The 17077-nt window shown below is 49.9% G+C and carries 14 protein-coding genes; all 14 read right to left on the bottom strand.

Features of this window, described 5'->3' with window-relative positions:
- Window positions 1–59: 59 nt before the first annotated feature.
- Complete coding sequence (locus ACYVJM_RS09360) at window positions 60–1253, bottom strand: glycosyltransferase family 2 protein (RefSeq protein WP_461147957.1); 1194 nt, start codon at window positions 1251–1253, stop codon at window positions 60–62.
- 29 nt (window positions 1254–1282) lie between these two features.
- On the bottom strand, window positions 1283–2740 hold the full coding sequence (locus tag ACYVJM_RS09355) for an O-antigen ligase family protein (RefSeq protein ID WP_461147956.1): 1458 nt from the start codon (window positions 2738–2740) through the stop codon (window positions 1283–1285).
- Window positions 2703–4088, bottom strand: a complete 1386-nt coding sequence (locus tag ACYVJM_RS09350) for a lipopolysaccharide biosynthesis protein (protein WP_461147955.1) — start codon at window positions 4086–4088, stop codon at window positions 2703–2705. Before ACYVJM_RS09350 ends, ACYVJM_RS09355 begins: the two co-directional genes overlap by 38 nt.
- Before the next feature lie 3 nt (window positions 4089–4091).
- Window positions 4092–6299 carry a GumC family protein gene (locus ACYVJM_RS09345; RefSeq protein WP_461147954.1) on the bottom strand — a complete coding sequence of 736 codons (2208 nt, stop codon included), beginning with the start codon at window positions 6297–6299 and terminating at the stop codon, window positions 4092–4094.
- A 66-nt stretch (window positions 6300–6365) separates the two neighbouring features.
- The gene (locus ACYVJM_RS09340; protein WP_461147953.1) at window positions 6366–7145 is read right to left on the bottom strand and encodes a TolC family protein; all 780 of its coding nucleotides are present in this window, start codon (window positions 7143–7145) and stop codon (window positions 6366–6368) included.
- A 48-nt stretch (window positions 7146–7193) separates the two neighbouring features.
- On the bottom strand, window positions 7194–7748 hold the full coding sequence (locus ACYVJM_RS09335; protein WP_461147952.1) for a PKD domain-containing protein: 555 nt from the start codon (window positions 7746–7748) through the stop codon (window positions 7194–7196).
- A 35-nt stretch (window positions 7749–7783) separates the two neighbouring features.
- Window positions 7784–8422: an acyltransferase gene (locus tag ACYVJM_RS09330; RefSeq protein ID WP_461147951.1), complete on the bottom strand. Its 639-nt coding sequence runs from the start codon at window positions 8420–8422 to the stop codon at window positions 7784–7786.
- 51 nt (window positions 8423–8473) lie between these two features.
- A complete protein-coding gene (locus ACYVJM_RS09325) occupies window positions 8474–9679 on the bottom strand; it encodes a glycosyltransferase (protein WP_461147950.1) in 1206 nt (401 codons plus the stop codon).
- 39 nt (window positions 9680–9718) lie between these two features.
- Window positions 9719–10909 carry a glycosyltransferase family 2 protein gene (locus ACYVJM_RS09320; RefSeq protein WP_461147949.1) on the bottom strand — a complete coding sequence of 397 codons (1191 nt, stop codon included), beginning with the start codon at window positions 10907–10909 and terminating at the stop codon, window positions 9719–9721.
- Complete coding sequence (locus tag ACYVJM_RS09315; protein WP_461147948.1) at window positions 10906–11796, bottom strand: glycosyltransferase family 2 protein; 891 nt, start codon at window positions 11794–11796, stop codon at window positions 10906–10908. Before ACYVJM_RS09315 ends, ACYVJM_RS09320 begins: the two co-directional genes overlap by 4 nt.
- 83 nt (window positions 11797–11879) lie before the next feature.
- Window positions 11880–13067, bottom strand: a complete 1188-nt coding sequence (locus tag ACYVJM_RS09310) for a sugar transferase (protein WP_461147947.1) — start codon at window positions 13065–13067, stop codon at window positions 11880–11882.
- Window positions 13068–13112: 45 nt separating this feature from the next.
- Complete coding sequence (locus ACYVJM_RS09305; protein WP_461147946.1) at window positions 13113–13589, bottom strand: response regulator; 477 nt, start codon at window positions 13587–13589, stop codon at window positions 13113–13115.
- 63 nt (window positions 13590–13652) lie between these two features.
- Window positions 13653–14975, bottom strand: a complete 1323-nt coding sequence (locus tag ACYVJM_RS09300; RefSeq protein ID WP_461147945.1) for a right-handed parallel beta-helix repeat-containing protein — start codon at window positions 14973–14975, stop codon at window positions 13653–13655.
- Between the two features lie 1219 nt (window positions 14976–16194).
- Complete coding sequence (locus ACYVJM_RS09295; protein ID WP_461147944.1) at window positions 16195–16485, bottom strand: LytR/AlgR family response regulator transcription factor; 291 nt, start codon at window positions 16483–16485, stop codon at window positions 16195–16197.
- Window positions 16486–17077: the final 592 nt, after the last annotated feature.

The following is a 17077-nucleotide window of genomic DNA, read 5'->3' as shown; positions in this document are numbered from 1 at the left end:
GGCACTTATCGCCAGCAGGGGCACAGATGCGTTTGAACGTAAAATTTTGCCATATAGCCTCAAACGATAACCTTGGAGTCTGTACCGTGGGTTGTATGTAAAAAACGGCCTCTCGCCTGACGGAAATTGATAACCGACCGAACAAAACGGAAGAATAACACGGGCACCATTAGTAACTCATTGATACCAATCAGTCGCCGTAAGTAAGCGGGTAGGGCAATGGCGAGGGTAATCAAAAAGAGCACTAACTGAACGCCCATCAATTCGGCGAACCAGATCTTATGCAGCAGCAGGCTTACGGCAAGGCTGATGGTGATGGTACCCAACAGCAGAATTCGGGGTAGAGCAAGGGTTTGGAATGCCTTTTCAACATAGTCGAAGTTCCGGTTTACAGCCTCCCGGACCCCTTGCATCAAGTGTAACCGCGCCTGGTGAATCTGCGATTCTACCCAACGGGTACGCTGGCGTTCAAACATACCGGACGTCTGCACTTTCTCATCAAAAATGAAAGCATTCTCCAGGTAGCCAATGGGTATTTTGTTTTTCAGTAGTCTCATTTCCAGGTCTTTGTCGTACCCGCCAATCGTCTGGATCTGGCTCAGGTGCTTTTTCAGGAGGGGAAGTTCAAAGGCCATTCCGGACCCGATCAGGGTAGACGAAAAGCCAAAGGCCCGATGACCCTTTCTGAAAATATGATTGTTCACCTCTTCGCTGATAGCGTCGAGAATGGCCACACTGGTGTTCAGGTTCTTGGCAATTCGGTGACCCTGCACGGCCCGCCAGCCGCCTTCAAAAGCCGCATTGATGCGGGTCAGGAAGTCGGGCGCCATATGATTATCCGCATCGGCCACAACAGCAATATCGTAGCTCCCGACGGGGAAGTGCATCAACGCGGCATTCAATGCTTTGCTAACCGAAGACACGGCAAAGGAGACCTCCACCACTTTGACGGGCATCTCTTTCAGCCGGTTGATGGTATGCGCCTGGAATGAGTCGGCAATAACGACCAGATCGTACAGGTCGCTCGGGTAATTCTGTTTCAGATTTGCTCTTACGGAATCCAGAATCACCGTGTCTTCCTTATACGCCGGGATCAGTACCAGAATACGCCGAAACGTTTTGGGGGGCGAGTCGATCGAAATATCATCGCCATGGCCAAATAGCCCCCCTACCGACCACAGGAGCAGGTTTAGTGTGTTGACTACTGTATATCCGCCAATGAGCAGCGCAAACAAGTTTAAAACAACGTTCATATAATTTATACGAGTAGTGTGAATGCCAGTTAGTTAGGTAGTGGATGTTTAGTCATGTACTGTCTGCTTACATGGGTTGAACATAACAGGACGATGGTAATGGCCATGATTGAATTGGTTGGGAACTGGCCAAAAATTGGATTGCCATAACAGGCAACGAGTACGCCCGTGTAGCCACAAATAAGGGACATCTGGTATAATTTCAGTTCTGGTGACAGCCAGGGCCTTGTTGTGTTATAGATGCCCAAGCCCAGGAAGAACAACAGCATGCCCAGGTGGAGAACAAGACCCACGATGCCGGTTTCAATCCAGATTTTCACATACCAGCTATCAGGCGGGGTTTCGGCCAGGAAGCTGTTTGGGGCAAATCGCTTGGCCCAGTCGCCTGAACTGCCAATACCCCCTCCAAAAGGTCGCGTTGACAAATAGTCAACCAGTTTCTTCTGGTTATCCAGCCGAACCTGAAACGAGTCGTTCTGGGGGTCAAGGGCGGTTCGCATCCGTTCGATCTCGTACAGGCTGCTGCCTATCGACGTGTATTTTAACATGCCGAACAAGGAGCCGCCAATGAGCACGCCAATCGTCAGGATGAGGAAGTTGCGTCGTAACAGAATATACATCGGCAGCCCGGCCAGAATAACGAACAGAGCGCCACGGGTACCCGACACGGCAAAGCCCCAGAAAACGATCAGGCCTATACCCACGTACAAAAGCTTGACTCGCAGAACGCGCTCTTCGAGCACCCGTATGATACACAGGAGGGTAGCGTAAGCCATTTCTGCCCCGAACTGACCGGCGTCCGAATAGAACGAAAAACACCGTAACTGGCCAAATAAAACGTGGGTCATGCTGGCACCCGCATCGAGCCACTGCTGTTCGCCGGACGTCAGGCCAATGTAGCGTTGTTTAAATGCCCAGAGAGCCGCCAATACCGACCAGATCAACCAGATGGTAAATATTACGCCGATGTCTTTTTTGGTTCGAATCAACAACAAACCCAGCACGGTGATTTGAAACCAGTAAAGTGATTCGGCACGTACGGCAAAAAACCAGGCTCCCAAGAACGGTAATTCGGGATTGAACAACTGCAAAAAGGTGTATAACGTCCAGATGAGAATTAAAAAAAAAGCCGGGTTATTCAGATTTGACCAGTCGAACTGTTTATAGTTGATCAGAACGCCCATCAGGAGTAAAAACAACAGTCCATCCGCAATGAGGCCGTAAGGAGCCGCAACGGGGCTAAAGCGCTGAATACCGTTAACGATAAAGGCGAACTGTAAGTAGATCAATAAGCCGAGTTTAGGTCTGTACAGACATAAGAATACGGTCGCCAGCCCGATCGGAATCAGCAGGACAATAGCGGCTCCTTTTAATTCCCGCTCGGCAATAAGTAAACCGGTGCCAAGTGCGCCTAATGCCCCCAAAAAGGCAAACAGGACCGTCTGGCGATCAACGGAAGTTTTTAACTGTTGAACGTATCCATTCATGACGAAAGCGGGTAATCAGGCTAACCAGTTCGGTCCACCCGGTATGTATACAGCCAGTTAGTGTGATGGGAACGTGGCGCTTCAGTAACTGAAAGCCCAGAATCATACCCGTGGCGAACGTGAAAATTGAAACACCGGCCAACGCCGTTGTCGATTTGAAAACGAGTAAGGCTACTAAAGCCCCCCCAACCTGTACGCAGAGCATGAACAGCACCTTGATCAGGTTAAACTGCGGTTTGCCAATAGCATCGAGGCCAACACCGGAATACCGGTCGAGCGGCAGCAAGGCACCATACAGCATGAAACAGCGCATTAACGTGGCCCCGTCTCGGTAATGCCCGCCACCCAGCAGCGTAACGAGGGGTTCGGCGAGCACAAAGCCGGCTATCGATAAAGGCAACATAACCAGCCAGAGCAAGCCCGCGCTTTGCTGAAAATAAGCGGCCAGTTCGTCGGCCTTCCCCTGCTGCTGTAGTTTTACCAATCGAGGCATAGCGGTTACCACCACACTTCGTACCGGCATATCGAGGAGCTGGGTGAGCCGCTGTGGAATGGCATACAGGGCCACGGCTTCCGGACCCAGTATGGCACCCAGCAGCAGGGTATCTGCGCTACGCTGCAGATTAGCGCCAACGAGCGTGCCGATGGTAAATTTGCCGAAGTGAAAGAGGGCCTTCCGTTCGGCACTTCTGCCCGCCGGGATGGAGCGCCACCGGCTCCACCCAACAAATAGAGACCACAGACTGACTGCTCCGTTCGCTATGGCAAACAAACCGTACAGGCCCTTCGCCGGGAATAAATGAAACTGGTAACAGCCAACGATGAGCAACAGAAAAGCCAGTTGCGTAAGTACCCGTATCCATTGCAGCGGCTTGAACTGAGAACGGGCATGCAGAAACCAGGTGGCAATGTTGGCTGGCAGGGATACCAGGCTGATGATCCAGAACCAAACGGCTGTTTCGGAGTTGCCAACCCAGTCGCTGAGCGCCGGAAAACAATAGGTTAAGCTAATCAGGAGCGGCCCGACAACCATGGTGATGAGTAAGCCAAGCTGCCAGACCGCGCCTTCCCAGCGTTTCAGACTGGCGGCATACGTGTCAGACTCAACGCGCAGGTCGGCGGTGTACTGAATCATCCCGTTGAGTAGCAAACCAGACCGAAGCGTGTCAAATAAGGTATAGGTAACCAAAAAGAGTACCCAGTTTCCAAAGGTTTCACGAGGCATCCAGCGTGCCAGCAGGCCCGTTGTACTGAGCGAGATAACGGCAGCCGTACCATTGCCAAGTAAAGATACAGCTGCATTTTTCCGCAATAGGGTCTGGATAGCACTTAGTAGTTGGTTAACCATCTGTTAAACAGTTTGCTGAGAAGGAAGGTGTGTGGCCAGGGTATTGGGTTGCGGAACACCCATGGCAACCACTACGGGGGGCTCTGCAGATGGACTTACCTTGATCAGGCTGGGGTGAACATAATTCAGGATCGACAGGATCGGGGACTTCGTCGCTTTGCGATACAACTGATACAGGTTCTGATCAATGGTATTCCAGGTGATCCGGGCGCTGACGACCATCAGCATCAGATTGCTCTGAGCGACCAGATGTGTCGCAATCGGGGTAACGCTCAGGTCGGGGAGTTCCAGCAGAATGATATCGTACTGCTGTGCATCAAACGGGACGAGGTCGCCAACTACCTGCTCGACGGTTTTAGCGTAGGCAAAATTGCTTCGTACTTCGTAGGCGATGGCGGTAACTTCGTGCGGCAGGCTGGTCATATCGCTGAAGGCATAAGGCGAGAGCAGGGCCACTCGTTTTCCGGCTACGGCATATTGCTCGGCTAGCTGGCTGGCCAGCCAGGTTTTACCCTGTTTGGGCCGGGGGCTCCAGATGGAGATGAGGACGTTAGAGTGGTAATCTGACGCCGGGTGCATGTCTACCTCCGCTCTACTGCGGAGATTATCCAGCATGTATTGCAGCATAACGCGGGTTTTCTTGTTGCGGGTCTGTGCAGGAACCCTTGGGAATGAGGCCGCAACGGGCAATTGGGTCACTTCTTCGAACCGGCTAGTATCATAGATACGCCCATCTATGAGGTAACGAACCAGCAGCAGCAGCAACGCCAGCACCAAGCCAATACCAAAGGCCGCGCCAATGAGCATCCATCGCTTGGATGGGAGTGGATGCAACGGAAACTGAGGAGCATCGAGCAACTTGAGCGGGCCTTTCATTTCGGCGTTCGTCTGACGGGTTTTGGCCTGATTCAGAGCCGCCATGGTGGCCAGGTACTCTTTTTCGGCAACACTTACATCACGCTTGATCTGGGTAAGAGTCGATCCCAGAGGGGTGAACTTAGCCGACATGTCTTTGAAGTCGATCAGGCGTTTTTCGTAGGTGGCCAGCCGCGCTTTGGATTCTTCATACAGAATGACCCGGTCGAGCCACTCATCCAAAAGGTGCATCTGGGGGAGCGATTCGGGAGAGTTTCCGGCTTTGTAATATTTTTGAGCCGCCACTTTCAGATCGTCGGTGAGCCGATTGACTCTTGCCAAAAGCTGATCGATTGTTTCTTTAGGGCGTCCGGCCATCCGGGCCTGCGATAGCTGGCTTGTCACATTGGTGAGTTCCTGCCGTTTGGTAATCAACTCGTCGTTTACCGCGAGCGTACTCATCCGGTCATCAAGGCGTCTGCCCAGCGCATCCATGGACGCTTTGGCCGCCTTCAACTTCATCAGCTCTTCGTTGTACTGGCCTTGCAGAGCATCTTTGTTAATGGCAATGCTGCGGCTCTCTTCGTCGTAATTAATGATCTGGTTGCTTTCTTCAAAGGATTTAAGCCGTTGCTCGGCCTCGCGCAGCCGTTGGCTGGCTTCCTGATTCCGGTTGTTGTAATAGCTGACAACGGGGCTTGTCTCCGATGTTTTGAAACCTGCATACCGGTTGCTGAACACGTTGATCAACTCCGTCAGCGTAGCGTAGGTTAGTCCGGCATCGTCGGCTTGAAACGAAAGCTCCAGCATGTCGCTGTCTTTTTTACGGATGGCTTTCAGTTGTTTGGCAATTCTGGCCGGGGCATAGTCCGACGAGGGGTTACTCAGCAGCTTTTTGATCGGGTTATCGCTGATGGCGTGAGCCATACTATCGAGACGCAGGTAAACGATACGTTCGTTTCGGCTGGCAACCAGATTGGCACGTAAGGTTTCTGGAACGGCATTGCGCAGCTCGTTGAAGTTATGGCGATCCATAATCATTGTATCGGGCGCTTCCAGCATCAGGTGGCGACTCAGGAGCCGGATCGACACCTGGGCCATCGTTTCACGGGAGGAAATAGTCGAAAGCAGGTTCTCGAAGGCGTTATCGACCGCTTCATGGTCGACTCGGGCGTTTGTTTCGTTCGATAGTATCGAATAGCCGGAGGTAAGGCCGGTATACAGGGTGGCCGTTGACTCGTAGACGCGGGGCTGGTTCCGCGTGAAATAGTAAGCCGTACACGCGGCAATAACTGGCATTAACAGTAGCCAGATAGCATTTTGTCGAAGAAGGCGACTAACGATTTGAGAGTTCATAAATGGACTGACTGGGTTTGAATGAGTATAGAAGTGATTACTGGTCAGGGTGTTGGCGAAGGGATTCTATTTGATCATCAACGTCCGAAGCGGGGTGCCAACAAGTGCTTCGAGGTCGTAGTAGTTAATCATGAAGTCGCCCCGCGCCCGTTCGGCGTACGCTTTGGACTGCGTATAAATGTTACTGATCTGAGACAGTTGGCTGGGTTGTGCCTTGCCTTGCTGCAGTTCAACCTCCGTGACCCGGTAGGTCGTTAACCCCACCTGCTCATCGCGTACACGGGCGTTCATGACGCGCTGGGCAACCAACAGATCTTGGTAGATGCGGATAAGCTCCCGTTTGAGGGCGAGGGCTATTACGGCTTTTTGCTGCTGCGTAACCTGATAATCCGCTTTCGCCTGTTGAATAAGATTGTGCCGGCCAAAGAGCGTGGATAGCGGCACTTGTACGTTTACGCCCCACCGGGTGCCATTGCTCAACTGAATCCCATCCGTTGGATTCGAACCCGTTGCAACGAGTGTTTGATTACCCTGTGCGTAGTTCACATAGGGATAGATGTTATCCAGAACCGTTACTTTGGAGTAGCGGTAAGCCTCCAGTTTGCTGTTGGCCATTGCCCCCTGCACTTTCATCATAGGGGAGTATTGCAGGGCAATCTGATAGATTTCCTCGAAAGGAATCAGCTGCTCGGTGATGTCTCTGTTTAAGTCGAAGTAGGCCGTGTCGTTCACGACGATCTCACTCTTTACTCTGGCTGACTGAGCCAGGGCGGGAAAGCTGTTGCCTAAACTGAATAATAGGAGCCACGTACAAAGTGTATAGGCCAGGGGTATGGAAAGTTTCATTGGAGTATGGTTTCGGCTTCTGGTTTGACTACTTGAGAGATGTTTCATTTAATAGGTCAAGGCTTTCTTCGTACACTGACCACCCACTACACTCACGACACCGCTCCATTTTACGTCGCTGCTCCCTTCTTCGCGGGCAACGAACGGATGGTCGCCTTCAGGTAAGTTGCTGGCCAGTGCACAACCGGTTGTGCCACAGTACGTGACGCCATTGGGGAAGAAGTTGAAGATCGTTCCGACCCGTACATCTCTGATAAAGACGGTTACACTGTTGGAGCCTTTGGGCATCCAGAACATAATCGAACCGCGAACGCCCGTTACGGACACCTGCTTGGTGACGGTGGTTGTTCCCCAGGGACCGGTTGCTTCCAGCTTTACCTGATAGATGCCGTTCGTGCTATAGGCATGGTTGGCGTTCTTTTCTTTGCTGATTGCACTCTTATCCCCAAAATCCCAGGCAAAGCTTGTGGCATTGAGTGAGGTGGTGGTAAACTGAATGAACCCTTTGCCATCATCAGCACTGGTAAAGTCAATCTCTGGCGGGGGTAACTTTTGCTGACAACCCGTGATGGCGATCAATAGAATAAAGAGAAGTTTTTTCATGTGATTTAGTGCCCACAGGGCGCTCTGGTGTACGATTAAGCTGGTATTCTTCGGACGCTCTCTACTCTCAGCCATTCTTTCTGACTGAAATCATATTGCTTTATTACCCGGGCCGGATTGCCCGCTACAATGCTGTACGGAGGCACATCTTTAGTAACGACACTGCCTCCGGCCACTACAGCGTGCCGTCCGATTCTGACGCCTGCCGTAATTACCGCATTGGCCCCAATCCAGCATTCGTCTTCTACCACGATGGGCCGGGTTGTTACGGGCTGTAAACGGATGGGGGTGTTGATGTCTTCGTACCCGTGATTTAAGCCCGACATTACCACATGCTGGGCTAAAATGACGTGCGCCCCAATCGTTACGGGCCCAATAACGACGGACCCAATGCCAATTCGGCAGAAATCACCAATGCGTAAATCGCCGACGCCATTATTGAGCACGCTGTAGTCTTCAATCGTTGACTCGATGCCTAACTCAAATGCCCGAAAGGGCAGTACATCAAGGCGCGCTGTGCTGCGAATCGCGGAGGTTCTGTGCCGGTTATGCACAAACGGATTGACGAACCAGCTCACCCAACGCCGGGGCCGGGCCTGCCCCCTCGGAATGAGCAGGTAGTGGACCAGACGCTTGAGGCCTGCATTCTGTTTGATGAACTGTACTGATTTCATAGTCAACTTACTTGCTGTTTACTGCGTAGAGAATAAGCCTGCCGGGCACGGTTATGCATGTACGAGGGATTTGGCATCGAGTACCTGTTCCATAATTCCTTCGAACTCCTGAGCCCGGTGTACCCACGAGTTGGCGGATGCCGTCTGCACAAACTCCTCAACCCGCTCGGCACTCACGCCCTTCAAGGCTGCCTGGATGGCCTCTACAAATGCTTCCGGCTCGTCGGCAAACGCAACTACCTGTTCGAAGTCGTCGAGGACCGAGAACCGGGTGGAGATGACGGGAATGCCCGCAGCCAGGTACTCATTGATCTTCAGCGGGTAGATCGTATAGGTATGCTCGTTACACGCAAAGGGAATGATACCGACCTGCAAACGGGCCAACAAGGGCAGCAGCTCGGCGGGCGGTACAGGCTTGATGAACTCCACGTTGGGGTAAGGCGCCAGCCGCTGCGTGACGGTCGGATCGGTGATGCGGCCGATAAACTGGAAGGTCACCTCCGGGAGGGCCTGCAGGCAGTATTCAACCAGATCGAGGTTGATACGGTTGTCGGCCGTACCCAGGTAACCCACCGTCTGGCGGCTGCGGTCGGTGGTTTGGGCCAGTTGGCGGGCCTGTTGGAAGAGGTCGTAGTTAGCCCCGTTCTTGACGCAGAAAGCGTTGGGCTGGAGCTGGCTTTTGGCCGAGCGCAGGGTCACGGAGGTAGTCACCACGGCATCGACTTTGGGCAGGTAGTCCCGTTCCCGGCGTCCCCCGTGGCGGGCAATCCACGACTCGGCCGTGATCTCATCATAACAGTAATAGATGGTGGCTTTTTCGTTGAGTTGTTTGAGCATGGGCAGCCCCCAGACGGGGTTGAAGGCGTTGACAACCAACGGGGGCTGGTTGTCGATCAGGGGCATCACCTGGCGCAGTCCCCTGAGCATCCGGTTGACGTTCCACTTCATGAAGCGGTCGTGCCAGGGCTGCGGCATCCAGTTGACGGGCAGACTCATGGGAGGTGTCCAGAGATAGATATGGGCTCCGTTGGCCAGGGTCTTCCGGGTGAGGGGGTTACTGAGCCGGAGCACCTGCCGAAGGGGGACCTGTTCGCGGCCCAGCAGGCCCATAACCCAGTCTTTAACGGTATACTGGTAGTCTACAAACAGGACGCGGTGCCGCAGAGCCAGCTCGGTCATGAGTTGAACGATCGTCTTTTGAAAGACGCCTTCCCAGGGTGTATGACTTATGCAGATGATAAACTTCTTGTCTTGCATAGGAGATTAAGGGTAAATAGGATTGACGAAATGCAGTGCTTACCCTTCGTTAATGACTGTACTGGTGGTGGTATGGGGCGTATTGATGAACTTTTTGCCGGCTTCACCCAGTTTGGTGATGGATCGTAAAAAGCGGAAGAACAGACCGGGAACCTGCTTTATCTCTTTCCAGGTGATCAGGGCCTTAAGGTCGCTGGGGGTGGCAACGTAAAAGGACAGTAAGAGGACCAGGAGCTGCCCACCTGCCAGCATTAATAAATTGGGGGCTCTCAGTAACAGGGCCGCCATCGTGCCAATGGTAAGAAAGCCCAGCAAAATGACGCGGGGTAAAAACATCGTCTGGAAAACCTTGTCGAAATAATCCAGATTACCTTTCAGTAACTGAATGATGCCCGAGGGTAGGTTACGGCGCAGGTACTTAAGCTGGGCGGCAATCCACCGGGCCCGTTGCCGCTCAAACACGGCCCCGCTTTGTACTTTTTCGTCGTAACACAACGCATCATCGATGTAATCGATCCGATAGTGATCGTGGATGAGCCGCATTTCCAGCTCTTTATCGAAACCGCCGGTCGTGTCGATTTGCCCCATGTATTGTTTGAACAGGGTGTAGTCGAACGCCATACCAGAGCCCATCAAACTACCCGAGAGGCCGAGCGCCCGGTGACCACGGCGGAGTATATAGGTGTTGATCTCTTCACTGACCGCGTCCAGAATAGCGACGCTGGTATTGGTGTTTTTGGCTACCCGATGGCCTTGTACCGCTTTCCAGCCACCGTTGAAAGCGGCATTGATATGGGTTAGAAAATCGGTCGCCATAACATTGTCGGCGTCCAGAATGACCGCCACATCATAGTTGGTGCTGAGCTTCTTCAGGGTAGCATTCAACGCTTTGGATTTCGTGGAAACATCAAAGCTCACTTCAACAACGGTAATGGGCAGTCTGGCCAGTTTGTCCAGTGTATCTTTCTGGAGTGAATCAGCGATGACGATGACATCGTACGCGTTGCCCGGATAATCCTGTTTGAGTGCCTGCTCTGCCGTATCGACAATGACGGCATCCTCTTTATAGGCCGGAACCAGCACGGCCATCCGCTTGGCAACGGGGTTTGAGTTGACGGGAGGGGCATGCAATCGTCCGAACCGCCCGGCCATTGTGAAAACAAATAGGTAAACCGTTTCTACAGCTGTGAAAAAGAAAAGAATGGTCAGTAAACTCGTGAGTAAATTCATAATAAAGAGGATTTCCGGGTGATATTCCATAGTAGACCGCTCCAGAAGGCATTCAAATAATCGAAGCGACGGGTTAACAAAAACGACAAAGAATTTTTAGGGATTGAAACGAGGGTGAAGAAGCTGAGAAACATCAATTTTTGGGCAAGCGGGAAGTTTCGGCGCATGAAATACAGCCGGTTACGAGTCAGGTAATACAGTTTTAAAGGACTGTACTTGCCCGTCGACACCGACTCTTTGTGCCAGACTACGGATTCGGCCACGTACCAGGTAGTAAATCCGTCGCGTTGCGCCCGTGCACACCAGTCGAATTCTTCGTAGTAGAGGAAAAATTCGTCATTCATCAGTCCGCTGGTTTGCACGACTTCGCGCGAGATCAGCATGGCAGCTCCGTGGATGAATGGCGTTGGCTGGGTAATGTCGAACTGCCCCTGATCGACCTGTCGATTGCCCACGAAAAAGCTCCTGCCGGTATAGGGGTTCATTTTACCCGAACCCGCATACTGAATCAGGTTTTCTTCATGAAAGAATTTGATCTTAGGGCTGGCCATACCCGCCTTAGGCTGCGTTTCGAGACAGTCGACCAGGGGTTGTAAAAAATCGGGTGCCACTTCAGTGTCGTTGTTCAGGAAAAGCAGGTACTTCCCTTTGCAATGGCCTATCGCCAGATTGTTGCCACCGGCGAACCCCAGATTTTTTTTGCTCTTTATGAAGTGGACACCTGGAAATTCACTGGTCAGCGAATCGACACCCCGGTTAGGGCTGCCGTTATCCACTACAAACACTTCCGTATTTGGATAATCGATCTGCTCAAGTGATTTAAGCAGCTGGCCAGTTACCTCGGGCTGATCGTAGTTAACCGTAATGATGGATACTAAAGGTTGCATAGAGTCAAACAGATTCATACGCTGGCTATCCGGCGAAATGAGTAAGTAGGTGTGGAGGAGCCGCGAAGACAGCTGAAGCCTGGTTATACGTTTTCCTGTTGAAATACGGCCGTTACTGTCCGGAGCATAATGGTCATGTCCGTCCTGAAGGAGAACTTCTCGGCATACTGAATATCAAGCTGTATGCGCTCCAGGTCTGACATAACACCCTGCGATTTCCCCCGCTTGGTAACCTGCCAAAGGCCCGTTAGCCCGGCGGGTGCTGCAAAACGCTGTACATGACCGGATGTGGTAAGCCGTTCGGCCTCATAAATCGGTAATGGACGGTTCCCTACCAGCGACATGTCGCCCCGAATGATATTGAACAGTTGCGGGAGTTCATCAATGCTCGTGTTGCGCAGAAAAGCGCCGATTCGTGTAACCCGGGGGTCATTCCGAAACTTACTGAACATAGCTTTTGCCCGCTTCGCATTTACATACTCCCGCTCGCAGATAAGCTTCTCTCTCAGAAAAAGCGGCTGTTGGCAAGGGATGCCGGCCCGTATGCAGTTTTCACATCGGGAGCTATCGGTAGGTGCAGCTTCTGCCGTATTGTAAATGTTATGTGCAGACATTTCGGCAATCAGCTTGTCTGCATTGGGGCGCATACTGCGAAACTTGTACATATCGAACACCCTGTAGTCTTTGCCCACTCGTTTGGAACTGTATAGGACAGGGCCGGGGTGATCTATGTAGACAAGTATTGCGGCCACCAGCAATACGGGCGAAAGGACAAGTAGGATAGCCAGCGAGACGGATATGTCCAGCACCCGTTTCCAAATGGGTATTTTCAATTCAGGCAGGTCGACGTTTTCCCAGCGTGCGGCAGAATGCAGATACGCTGCCTTCCGAATCAGGTAGTCAACCCGCAGGTTGAGCTTGTCGATGTCTGATGCAATTGAGAATACGTCCAGGGCTACCAACTGACGGGCCTTGTTCTGTAGTTGCGTGGTTATTGATTTCGTGATCAGAATAACTGGTGGTGTGGGCACAATCTTCTCGGAGCGTAGCTTTTCCAGTATTGAAAGTCCGCCTACGTCAACATTGGCGATGACCAAATCGGCTCGGTTGCCGACTTGAATCCAGCTACAGGCCATGTCTGCACTGTTAAAGCAGATGATGGTTGCCTGCGGGCTGAATGTTTCAATAAAAGAAGCCGGAATGGCCGTATCTGAATCCAGGTAAACGATCAGGAACTTACTCTTGGTCAGTGAAATTCCGTACGTTTTCATTGCAATGGGGTAAAGTGAGTAAAGTAGGCGCGTATTAAGAGCAGACTAGCTGGCAGAAGGCAGAACCCACTGAGTTGTCGTCAATCGTTCCGGCAAATGCTTAACGGGAGTCGTATCAAGGCCGGAGCGACGCAGAACAGCCCGAACTTTTGCTTTCACTTCCAGCGGGTTGAATGGCTTAACCAGATAGCCATCGGCCCCACTCTCCAGGCATTCGATGCGCGTGTTACTATCGTCACTGTCCGACAGAACAATAATGGGCAGATGACTCAGTAAGGTACTTTCGCGAATGAGCCGGATGAGTTTACGACCGTCCAGCTGATCCATTTTCAGCTCCGTAATGATGAGTGCCGGCGAGTTACCCTGCTCGAGCCAGTGCATAGCCTCCATACCATTGGATACGTACTTAATGGTAAAATCGGACTGGAGGGTCTGGCGGAGAATACCGGCGATGAAACGATCTTCATCGACAAGTAAAATGGTTGACGAACCCGTTGCCAGAGAGGAGAAGTTATAGTTCATTATATAAACGTTGATTAAATGTTAATGATTGAAATTCAGGGAGTCAGTTGCTGAAGCAGGCCGTCATCGTTTAATGAATCGTTTTGATAGGGAACCTGAGGCCGTTTCGACTTTCAGGACATATAAACCAGCCGCCAATGACTTCACCGACAGGTTGATACTGGTTGTTGGTTCAGCGTTGAACAGAAGTATCTCCTTGCCGGCAGTGGAGTACACTTTCACCTGATGGATGGTCTCCGGCGACCAGATCGAAAGCTGGTCGTCGCAGGGGGAAGGGTAAAGGGTAATGATCTGCTCGTTGATCGGGTAGTATTCGTAAGCACCAATGTCAATTTGCCGACCTATCGGGCGACGGTTGTTATCCAGATCCAGACTGATCTCACTGCCCGTGCGGCTAAGTCCGGAATCAACCAATTTTGAGGTACTCTTCAGGCGGAAATTGCCTTCGGCGGGATCCATGAACCCGATCGAATCAATATCCGAGGTCATGAAATTGCCGACTATCTCGGCGGGAACGCCCTGTGCCATTGTAATGTAGCGACGCCCTTTTCCAACCCTGGCGATGATATTGTTAATGACGAGATTCCTGTTGGTTTCGTTGTATAATTTGATGGCTTCTTCGCCGGAGTTTATGAGGGTGTTGTTGGCAAAGAGGATGGGTGTGTTGGCTTCAGTGCCAGGTCGATTGTCACAAAAGATCGCGTTAACGGCACTGTTCACGATCAGGTTATTATATATCCGGGTATTACCGCCATTGCCAATGATGATCAGGCCCACGGCTGGCGAATTGGTGATCTTGTTGTTGTAAAAGCTGCCGCCCACTCCACCGCCGAGTTGTACGCCGTTATTTTGAAAAGAGGCAAATGGCTTAATGCCGGTGTTTCTGATAATATTATGGTGAACAACGGCATCGGGCGCAGCCGCATATTGAAGGCCCTCCGTACCCGTCCTTTCGATCAGGTTGTGATGGATTTCGAGGCCGTATATGTTGTGCGGATAGATGAGCTTTGTCTGGCCGCCACAGGTCATTTTGTAGCCTTCATTCCAGAAAGAACTGCCAATGTAAATGCCCTCGCTGTCTGTATCGTGAATATAATTATGATGCACCTTCACATTCCGTATCACCAGGTTTTCACGCCAGGTAGTGGAATCGCAGGTGGGGTCTGTTTTGACCATGATGCCGGCAAAGCCGGAACCGGCAATCTCAACATGATCGATTTCGCAGTCTGAGCTTTTATTTTCTACCCGAATGGCCTGGCCGCCCGTACCCGTTTTTTCGACCAGTATGCCGTAGGTAAGATCAGACGATCCCGAACCGGACAGAACGAAATTTTTTGAAAAGTAGAATTGTATGCCCGCCGGAGACTTGTCTGCACTGACAATCACTTTTCCTCCATAATTCGTGAATCGTATTGGCTTTTCGGCTGTACCGACAAAGTCACTGAAGTGTAAATTAGTGTAAGTCCCAGCCTGTATACATACCGTTTGTCCGGGGCGAATACCCAGAGTACCATTTTTATAGACTCCACTCTTTGTTATAGTATAATCACATGTATTACTGGTGTTAGTCTGTCCGCATACGATCGGTCGAATGCATAGAATAAAAAACACCGGTATAATGTAAGTGAACACAAATGGCTTCATAAAAATTTGTTGATTTAACGGCGCTGATCGAGTTAGTCTGTTAGCTAAAATTCGTGGTAATCCGTTGTGAAATTACTCAAAGTAGCTGGCTGCTTATTCAGCTACTGAGTACTGAAATTGACTAGTCAGAAATCTGTTGTTTTTCTGCATAGATAAGCTTGTATTTTGTTTATTAATTGGTCAAAAAAACTGAGTTTCAAAATAGATTTGGCTAAATCTATTTTGCTTTATTTTCTTCTATCTGTCTGTCTGTTTTCCTTAACTTTCGATTTATTTTGAGCCATTATCGTGAATGGTCGTAACTACTGCTTCAGTTAGTGAAATTTAAACTACCTATAAAGAAGAAAAGTCTGTTTTCGTAGCTGTTCAGTGTTGAGAAAAACACTTTTTCAATGCTGCGTTTTACTGTTTTTTTGATGCATTTATTAGTGAGTGAACGTTCTTACCTAAACGTTAGGAAAAGTACATGGACGATTTAAAAAAATCAGGTCTTGTTTTGCCCAATCGGTGAAGCGCTTGAATGCGTCATCAGCTGGTAAAATATGCCTGATTCAGTGCTGTTTATGCTAGTTTTAACAATTCCATAACGGCTGGAAGTACACGGAAAAAGATAGCGCGTTGATGTTTATTTAACGGTCAGTGCGCTACTTTTTAAGCCGGTAGATCAGCGTGCGTGCAGTCGATAAAAGAATAGCTTACACAGGATTTCAGGTAGCCGATTCGCCAGAGTCAAATCTCAAACCGGTTGAGACACACAGGAAGTTAAGGGGAAGGCAGGCAATGGCCTTCGCGACTTTTTGGTTAACTCCTCCTGGCTTCGAGTGCTGCTTTTTAGGACAGCTCGAATAGTAACTTCCTGAACTAAACCCCTTATTTTAAGGGATTTATTGTCTATACAGATAGTACAGGCAGTGTTTTTCCTGCTTTGTCTCGGGCGTATGGCTAACCATTTGTTAGCAGATTAGGGCTTCGGAAGATTTAATTTTGTGGCCGTCTGAACGATCCGTTTACGTGAAACGGATAGCGTTTGGCCGCTGCTCAGTTTGACCCAGTAGTCCTGATAACCTCTGCTGGTAAGTTCCTGAACATACATTGGATTAATTAAACTAGACTTATGGATGCGTACAAAGTCGGGTAGTTTATTCGCAATATATTTCAGCGTGTACGGAATAGATTGGTATTTTCCATCCTGCAAATGCATACGGGTGTAGTTTCCGTCGCCTTCTAACCAAATGATTGAATTAGTTGGCATTAAAAAGAGTAGTTTTGGATAGGCTGTAATCATAACATTGAGATAAAAAGGTTGTAAAATGTACTCGGTACTAAAAAGTTAATTCGTTGAAAATAGTTTAACAGGTTGTTGTTTTCAGGTAGAAAATGAAGTCTATTTTTTATGACTTATTTTTTCGACCGTCAAGCTTTTTAACAGCGTATCAATTGTAGTGCTAACTCAGCTGATACGATTCGTCACTTTTGACATTATGTATCAAGTTTTATGCGGTTCAGCTTGTAAAACTTGTTCATTGCTTTGTACGATTCAATGATAGAGCAATTCATAACGGCACACAATAAATTATTTGAATTTTGATTTTAAGATTTTAGCAATATATCTTACTTAAACATATTGTATTGTTTGGTGCCTGACATTGGTACAATATGTTTACAGATGTGGTGATATTATTAATAGACATTTTTTTTCTCCTTGTGTCACCAACTGTACACTTATATTCAACATAAAATTGATATTGTACAATATTCAGGATTTGTCTGTTTAAGCTGTTGATTCGTATACTAATTTGAGCGTCTTCGGAAATAATTCACTTATTAATTTTCTTGAGAAAACG

Source organism: Spirosoma pulveris (assembly GCF_054781875.1).
This window is presented reverse-complemented; position numbering and strand designations above follow the sequence as displayed.